The 3,984-nt window shown below is 62.3% G+C and carries 2 protein-coding genes and 1 pseudogene; 2 read left to right on the top strand and 1 reads right to left on the bottom strand.

The window, feature by feature from the left end:
• The first annotated feature begins 392 nt into the window (after positions 1 to 392).
• Complete coding sequence (locus SH809_00370; GenBank protein ID MDZ4698129.1) at positions 393 to 818, top strand: hypothetical protein; 426 nt, start codon at positions 393 to 395, stop codon at positions 816 to 818.
• Positions 819 to 892: 74 nt separating this feature from the next.
• Here SH809_00370 and SH809_00365 read toward each other — a convergent pair.
• A pseudogene (locus tag SH809_00365) lies at positions 893 to 2,143 on the bottom strand (capsule assembly Wzi family protein).
• A gap of 459 nt (positions 2,144 to 2,602) precedes the next feature.
• Between SH809_00365 and SH809_00360 the strand changes: the two are divergent.
• On the top strand, positions 2,603 to 3,984 hold a 1,382-nt coding region (locus SH809_00360; protein MDZ4698128.1), incomplete at its 3' end, for a hypothetical protein.

The raw sequence follows: 3,984 nt of genomic DNA, 5'->3' as shown, positions 1-3,984 counted from the left end.
GCATGTGCTGCATTTTCATGGTTCCATGGATCCCCAATCAAGTTGGGGAAGACGGGTGTGGAGCGCATGGCGGAAGCCAGTATGCGCCGTGTTTCAACTGCTAATTCGCATGACCAGTTTAAGAAACCGTTAGGTTGCTGGCTTAATTTGGGTGAGTGACACCCATGGGACCTTGTACCTCGCGAATTGAGGTTATGTGCATAAAAAGCCACTGTCCTATCGCGACGGCTGGTCAGGTTGTGCGTGAATGAGCGTGCAGCCGGTTTAGGGTTCTTCACTGCGTTGCTAATGACATGTAGTGTAGAGACCCTCCTGTGGAGCGTCTGAGCAACGTTTCCTCAATCCGGAGGCGTCCTGAAATTCGACATCAGATCATATAGCCAAAATCAGCCATGAACCCATCCAATACGCCTGAGATCGCGCGCAACCTGATCATGACAACCATCTGGGATACGCTCTCCTTCCAGGAACTGACCCAGGTACAGGCCGGCGTCGATCGCCCGTTTATTCAAGTCCATCTGGAAAAATCCTGGCGCTCGGAACGGTTGCGGTATGCGATACTGATCGGCTCTCTCGTTTTCACCGCGATTCTGGTCGTAACCTGGGGCCTGCAGTTTGGCTGGACTTCCATTTGGAGTTATCTGATGGCTGGTGCCTACCTCATCGGGCCTTACACAGCCGCGATGGCCTATGCCGAGGCTAAACGGACTCGTGCTGCCTGGGAGATGGCTGAAACGCTTTACACATCAAACTCAAGTGTACCTCCGGACATATCCGTTATTGATAAGGATCTGGCATTTCAGCTTGTCGCGGAGTAGGGCGATCCGCAGTACCGCATCGAGCATCTTCGTGTTGATCACCAGGCACGCTATAGCGGTATATGCGGTAGCGACTAATCAATCCGCCACACCACCCCCGCCATCACGCCGGCGTTGTCCGCATACAACGCTCCTTTGTCCACCGCCAGCGCCGCGGTGAACGACAGGTTAAAGGCCGGCCACAGCGGCCCCTGCGCCTCGAACAGGAGCGACACCTGATCCCGCCGCTCCGTCCGTCCGCTCACGGGCCGATTACTCCCCGGCGCCTCGAAGACCTGGTCCGCCCCGTAATTCCGGCTGTACGTCGCCAGCGCCCGATACGCCACAGGCCCCATCCACCCCTCGATGCCGGCGTGGTGCGCGAGGACGATGTTGTTGACGATGCCCCTGCGTAGGCCGTCCGCCGCCAGCAGCGGCACCCCGATCGTCCGCCCCCGGTACGTCCACCCACCCCGGTAGAGGACATTGTTGTAGTAGTTGTCCACTCCAAACATCTCCCCTTCGCTATATTTCGCTCCCTGGCGCTTGGTATTGACGTGTTCGTACAGGAAGCCGGCGATCAGGCCACTCCGGTCCTGGCGTTTCAGACTGAACCCCCACATCCCGTCCCAAGGGTTCCGATAGCGCAGTGAAGGGCCTGTTTCGATGTAGAAATGCCGGTAGATGAGCCAGTCGAGCCCCAGCACCTGCATCGTCACGCTGAAATCGTACGACCCGATCGTGTTGCCGAGGACGTTCACGATCTCGTTTTCGGGCGCCTCCTCGTTGCCTTCCTGCACGAAGAAGATCCGCCAGTAGTTGTCGAACCCGCCCGGCAACTTCCCCAGGCCCGGGTGAGTGCCGGCCCAGATGACGCTGTGTGTCACCCCCCCGTGGAGCTGGATGGGCGCCTTCTCGGAGAATAGCCGCAGGTAAAACGACTTCTCGTGGAGCAGGGCGTCGCGGACGAAACGCGACGGCTCGAACCAGCCGTGGGAGAGGTGCCCCTTGATAAACGCGAAGTTTCGAGTGCCCGGTATCGCGGTGAATTCCGGGATGGCGAGGGTGATTCGTGGCAAAGGGGATGTGTTGGCGCTCCACACCATCGAGCCGGCCGATAGCGTCGGGTCCACCACGCCGAGGGTATGCTCCCACCGGCCGGCGCTCAACCCGAACGCCCGGTAGCGGGCGTGGACGAACCCCTGATGGACGTTAAGGCTGGAGGTCTCGCCCAGCCGGCCGAGCACCTCGGCGCCGTACGCCACCCGGAGGCGCTTGCCCGCCGTGAAGGCATCCTCCGCCGATAGCCGCAGCGCCGTCTGCGCCCCGAACGGATCCACCACTCCGAACCGGTTGGCGGTGAGGTACTAGGGAAGGGGATACGACCCTGCGCCGGCACCGAATAGCGATACCGCATAGTCAGGCCGCTGCGCTACCGCCGGCAATGCCCCGAGCGCCATGGCGAGAACCGCAGCCAGTACCGTAGAGACCAGCCGCTCCCCATGTGAACGCGCGGCGCGGACGCCCTCTGTGCTTCGCACCCACCGAGAAAAAAACCTGCGCCAAGAATCAACCATCCGGAGACCCATTGAGATAAGACACCGCGCTGCCGGCTAGAATCGGGCCGGGTTTGGCCCATGCATAAGATCCCATAAACCAGCGGGAGACGTGTGTTCAATCAGCGTTTATGCAACCATAAGACCTACAAAAAGATCACAAAAAACAGCTATTCCGAGGGTATGTCGGGGCCTTCACATCTGTCTAGGTAAGTATTCGCTTCTTCCATCAACCCTTCGAGGTAACCCATGCGAGTACGCCTATTACGCCTTTTTTGCCTGCTGATTGTGCTCTCCCTGGCCGGCGTTTCCGCCAATGGCCAGGAGGCCCAGCTCTTTCTGGAAGACTTCGACGGTGCCACCCCGCCGGCATTGCCCCCGGGATGGCTGGACGCTTCCGGCGTCTGGCAGACCAGCGCGAGCGTTGCGTCTACCGGCTCCGGGCTCAACAACCTCTACATCCAGGGGACGGCGCCGGCCTCTGTCACCACGCCTATCGTCAACCTCGCCGGCCTTACGGAGGGGACGATCAGCTACCTGGCCCGGCGGACCTCCACCTACACCCAGACGGCCCTGACGGTGCTCGCCTCGACGGATGGCGGCGCCACGTTCCCGATCACGCTGCTGGCCGCCGGCGCCGCCCTTCCGGCGACCGATGGGAGCTACCAGGCCATGAGCGTGGCCGTGCCGGCGTCGCTGCTCGGCGCTTCACAGGTCGTGATGCGGTTCGATTCAGGCGGCGGCACCAGCACGGGCGCCAATATCCGGATCGACGATGTTCTGATCGAAGGTCTCGCCGAGGGCAACCTGTTCGGATTTGCGCAGGCGACAAGTACTGCGAGTGCCGTGACCGGCGAGGTCGATATCGCCCTCTCGCTCGATTTTCAGAACACGGCGTCGCTCCAGGGGCTCCAGTTTTCGCTGGGGTGGGACGTGGCCACGGTTTCGTTTGTCGATGTGATCCGCGGTACCGCCGTGGCCAATGCGGCGCAGTGGCAGGTTTCGGCCGAGCCCGACGGTGCTTCGGCGCGGGTGGTGCTCCTGAACGGCGGGGCCGGCGGTCTGGCCCAAGGGGTCTATAACCCGATCCTCACGCTGCGTCTCCGCGCCGAAGCCGGTACCGTCGCCGCGCAAACCGTGCTCACACTTTCCGATGTGGTGAGCGCGCTGGCGGTGCCCACCGGCGACGACGCCGGCATCGGTATCGGGCTCGCGACCCATACCGTGACGCTGCCTGACGTCGGCGAGGCGGAGTTCGTGCCCTCGGCGACGTCGTTTAACCTTGGCGCGGTGGCTGTTGGGGCGACAGGCCTGGCGGTGCTGACGGTGACGAACCCGGGCGGCACGGCGGATCTCGTGGTCAGCGGCGTCGCGTCGTCGAACCCGCTCTTCGCCGTCTCGCCGACGATCGCGACGGTCGCGCCTGGTGGTTCGCAGGTGTTTACCATCTCCTTTGCTCCGACGGCGACGGCGTTCGGCGAGCAGGCGGCCGTGCTCACGTTTACCCACAACGCCGGCACGGGCGCCACGAACATCGCCTCGTCGGCCAACGGCACCGGTGGTCGAGGCGATGCGAGCGGGGACGGCTCGGTGGATGCCATCGATTTGGTGCTGGGCATTGATTTCGTGCT

The organism is Rhodothermales bacterium (genome assembly GCA_034439735.1).
Lineage (GTDB): Bacteria > Bacteroidota > Rhodothermia > Rhodothermales > JAHQVL01 > JAWKNW01.
Note: the sequence above shows the minus strand (reverse complement) of the source record. Positions and strands in the feature narration are given on the sequence as shown.